Raw genomic sequence first — 2,609 nt, forward strand, 5'->3', positions numbered from 1 at the left:
TCCCTCCCACTGCATCGCAAAGGCCACCTGCCCATCTGGCCCCAGCGCCAAATGACGGATCGAATTTTGACGAAGCGGCGCATCAAGCGTCACGATCTCCTCGATCGCATAATCACGCGACAGATAGGCCAGTGAGGCCACCATAGTGTCGATATTGAGTTTGTCGCGCCCCTCGCCGTGATCGGGATGGGTAAAAATGCCGCCGTTGGCCACGACGAGCGATCCATCGGCGCGTTGCTTGACATCATGCGGCCCGATTCCACCCGTCTCCACCTCGCCCACACGCGCGTAGCCCCGCGTGCGATCCCAAATGCCAAGCACACCTTTGCGCGCGCCATAATTGTTTTCGGGCGTCAAAAGCGTATCGCCGCCGTCCACAAACACCCCATGCCCCATAAAATGATGCCCTTCGGGGGTTTGCAGACGGTGCATCACCTTGCCGGTCACACAGTCAATCACCACCGCAAATGTTCCCGGTCGGCGGGCAAATCCTACCGCTTCGGGGCGGGTCGGATGAACGGCGGCTGCGTGACCGCGCGCAGGCAGTGGCACACGGAAAATGATCTGGGCGTTTTCGTCCAACCCAAACAGTGCGTACCCGCCTGACGCCTCTTTTGCCGCGCCCAAAAACGCAGGGCTACCCGCATCGGCCCATGAGACGTTCGGCACAAACGCCGCCGCGGTCAGACCCGCCAAAAATCCGCGCCGTGTGGTCATGTTAATCTCCGTCCCCCGCGTTGAACCCCGCAGAGACCTGCAATGGCGCACCAATTTCATTGGCCAAGGCATGGGATGCGGCCTCGATACGTTGTTGGATCACTTCCATTTTGAACCGGTCCCCGATCTGGTCGGCCGTTGCAAAGGTGGGCGCATTTAGCGCATCGATCTGCGCCACGGCCTCTTGAAGGCGCGCCACGGTTTGCGGCGCGCCATTGGGGGCCAGCGTGTCCGCCAGCGCCCCAATCGCCACCAGTGAGCCGCTAAGGTTGCGGGCAGAGCGCGCAGAGCGCCACGCCTCGGCACGGGTCGGGCGCGGTTTGTCAAACGAGCCCATCGGACGGCCAAGGCGCACGCCGCGATTGTGCTCCAAACTTGCCGTGAGCGTGGTGTAGAGCGCCTGAAGCGCCTCGCGGGACGTGAAATAGCGTGTATTGTCTGCGTCCCCTGCGGTCTCCAACGCGCGTGCAAACCCTGCCGATCCGAACCACGCATGATCGACATCATCAGCCATAGACGCGAGATCCGTAGCCTGTGCCCGAACCAAAGCACAGGCGTAGCTGTCGCGCGTATAGTTTGAAAACTGCGGATCAAATAGCATGTATTCCAGTGCAAACAGGCCGCGCGCAGCAATCGATACCTCGCCAAAGCCCTGTGCATCCATCACCACGTCATCCTCATCCGCAATCATCGCCGCCAGCGCGCGCGGGATCATGCCCTTTTTGTCGGGCCAAAACGAAATGGCAGTGGCATGTCCGCCCGCATCAAATGACGACAGAGCAAAGAGTTGAACGCGCAGCCACGCATCGAACACTGCGTGATAGGACTGTGTGAGCTGCGGCGCGGTGCAATCGCCCGTGGCCGCCTGTTCAAGGTCATGTGCCGCGCGTCCAAACGAGGTGACCGCAGGATCGACATACTGTGTCACCACGCGGCTCACGGCGTCTTGCAACGGATCGGCAGACGCCGGCAACACGTAACTGGCGCAGGCCAAGGCAAAAATGAAATGACGCATCTAAAATCCTGTACTTAAAGGCTTTCAAGGAAACGCAATAGCGCGTTGCGCTGTGTAGGGTCCATCTGGACCACGGTATCGCGCGCCTTTTGTGCTTCGCCGCCATGCCACAACACCGCCTCCAGAAGCGACCGCGCGCGCCCGTCATGCAAAAAATAAGTATGTCCCGAGACCTGCCGCGTCAAACCAATCCCCCACAACGGGGCTGTGCGCCATTCGCGACCCGTGGCCCGTCCCTCGGGACCGTTGTCAGCAAGCCCTGCTCCCATATCGTGCAGCAACAGATCGCTATACGGCCAAATCAATTGAAACGACTGTGCGGCACCCGCCTCATCCGCGAGACGCGCGGTGACATATTTGGGAACGTGACAGGCCGCGCATCCTGTCTCATAGAACACCGCCTTGCCGCGCAACACCTGTGGGTCATCCACATCACGGCGCGCAGGTACGCCTAGGTTTGAGGCGTAAAACGCCACAAGGTCCAAGCCCGCCGCATCGATTTCCGTGCCGCGCAGATCGCCGTCCCCGTGAACGGCCGCGACACAATCCGGTTGCAGTGCCGTACAATCGCCCGCAGGATCAGGTACGAGAGGCGTGGAAATGCCAATATCACTTGAAAACGCGGCGGCGGATTGTTCAAGGACCGAAGGACTGCCCGCCTTCCACCCGAAACGCCCCACCATCGGCTGATTATGCACATCCGACCACACGATTTGGGCGCGTCCGGAAATACCGTCACCATTTGCATCATCGGGATCGGCATGGGCCAGAATGTCATCCGTTGCAATTGCGTCGAGCAACCCCAAACCAATCATCGGATTGGCCACGCGCGCGGACAGAACTGCCTCGGGCGACAGCGCGCCATATCCCGCATCCA

Annotated in this window: 3 protein-coding genes; all 3 read right to left on the bottom strand. The window is 60.6% G+C overall.

What is annotated here, in order from left to right; translation table 11 throughout:
* The coding region (locus ACTG34_RS13535; protein WP_439105403.1) for a DUF1513 domain-containing protein at positions 1-717 on the bottom strand (717 nt) is incomplete at its 3' end.
* Position 718: 1 nt separating this feature from the next.
* Complete coding sequence (locus ACTG34_RS13540) at positions 719-1,732, bottom strand: imelysin family protein (RefSeq protein ID WP_439105404.1); 1,014 nt, start codon at positions 1,730-1,732, stop codon at positions 719-721.
* A 14-nt stretch (positions 1,733-1,746) separates the two neighbouring features.
* The coding region (locus ACTG34_RS13545) for a di-heme oxidoreductase family protein (protein WP_439105405.1) at positions 1,747-2,609 on the bottom strand (863 nt) is incomplete at its 5' end.

This window comes from Celeribacter marinus (assembly GCF_965656515.1).
GTDB classification, from domain to species: domain Bacteria; phylum Pseudomonadota; class Alphaproteobacteria; order Rhodobacterales; family Rhodobacteraceae; genus Celeribacter; species Celeribacter marinus_D.

What these genes read in the sequence shown, in the direction of transcription:
- ACTG34_RS13540 (WP_439105404.1), bottom strand. Translation starts at nt 1,732, where the DNA reads ATGCGTCATTTCATTTTTGCCTTGGCCTGCGCCAGTTACGTGTTGCCG.